This window comes from Mesorhizobium sp. M4A.F.Ca.ET.020.02.1.1 (assembly GCF_004022645.1).
GTDB lineage: Bacteria > Pseudomonadota > Alphaproteobacteria > Rhizobiales > Rhizobiaceae > Mesorhizobium.
On the sequence record NZ_RZOI01001059.1, the window covers coordinates 1 to 1,504 of the forward strand.

Consider the following 1,504-nt stretch of genomic DNA (forward strand, 5'->3'; position numbering starts at 1 on the left):
GTGCAGGCCCGGGCCTGGTGCGGCATCGCCTCCGGCGTGCTCAGCGTCTACGCCTTCACCCACATTCCGCTGGCCGAAGTCTACGCGCTGATCTTCCTGGCGCCCCTGCTGGTCACCGTCCTGTCGACCGTCATCCTGAAGGAAAAGGTCGGCCCGTGGCGTTGGCTGGCCGTGGTCGCCGGCTTCGCCGGAGTGATGCTGGTGGTGCGGCCAGGCTTTCGCGAATTGAACCTTGGCCATCTGGCCGCCTTCGTGAATGCCTTTCTCGCCGCCACCAGCGTCATCCTGATGCGCTCGCTTGCCCAGCAGGAGAAGCGCACGTCCATGCTCGGTGTCCTGGTTGGCTACGGCCTGCTGTTCAACGGAGCTGGTGCCGCTACCGCCGCCTTCGCGTTGCCGAACCCCGTGCAGTTCGCCTGGCTGGCCATGGCCGGCGCCTTCACCGCCGGCGGGCAACTGATGCAACTGCTCGCCGCCAAATACGCGCCGGCCAACCGCATCGCGCCGATGCACTATTCGCAGATTGTCTGGGCCGTGATCCTGGGCGCGCTGTTCTTCCACGAATATCCGGACGTGCTGTCGCTCATCGGCCTCGCCGTAGTCGGCGCCTCCGGCTTGCTCACCATGGTGCGCGAGGAGGTGCGGCTGGGCACGGTGCGCTGGAATCCATTTTCGCGCACCAGGCTTTGAGGTGGCCGTCAGCGCGTTGTTGCGTGCTGGCCATGGGCGCTGATATGCGGGCGTGATGAAGACCAACCCCTTGCCGGAGCTTCCGGTCTCCGCCGTGCTGCCGGCTCTTGGCGAAGAGCTGGCGACGAAGAGCAGCGCCGTGCTGGTGGCGCCGCCCGGCGCCGGCAAGACGACTCTGGTGCCGCTGGCGCTGCTCGACGCGCCGTGGCTCGGCGCGGGCAGGATCGTCCTGCTCGAGCCGCGCCGGCTCGCCGCTCGCGCCGCCGCCCGCCGGATGGCGGAGTTGCTCGGCGAGGAACCCGGCGGAACCGTCGGCTATGCCATGCGCATGGAGAACCGCACCTCGGCGCGGACGAAAATCCTCGTCGTCACCGAGGGTGTTCTCTCGCGCATGATCATCGACGATCCCGAACTGCCCGGCGTCTCCGCCGTCATCTTCGACGAGTTCCACGAGCGCTCGCTCGACGGCGATTTCGGCCTGGCGCTGGCGCTCGACGTGCAGGGCGCGTTGCGGCCGGACCTGCGCCTGCTGGTCATGTCGGCGACGCTCGACGGCGCGCGCGTGGCCAGACTCTTGTCAGGCGCGCCGGTGATCGAGAGCGAGGGCCGCGCCTTCCCGGTCGACATTCGCTATGACCAGCGGTCGCCGGGCACGGCGATCGAGGACGCCATGGCCATGGCGATCCGTTCGGCGCTTGCCGAGGAAAGCGGCAGCCTGCTCGCTTTCCTGCCCGGCCAGCGCGAGATCGAGCGCACCGCAGAGCGGCTGCGGGATCGCATCAGTGCCGACACCGACATCGTGCCGCTCTATGGC

General features: G+C 68.6%; 2 protein-coding genes. Both read left to right on the top strand.

Annotated elements, in window-relative coordinates:
• Positions 1–690, top strand: a 690-nt coding sequence (locus EN742_RS34765; protein ID WP_148670517.1) for a DMT family transporter, incomplete at its 5' end; no start/stop codon positions are given.
• Positions 691–745: 55 nt separating this feature from the next.
• Positions 746–1,504, top strand: a 759-nt coding sequence (locus tag EN742_RS34770; RefSeq protein WP_128333862.1) for a DEAD/DEAH box helicase, incomplete at its 3' end; no start/stop codon positions are given.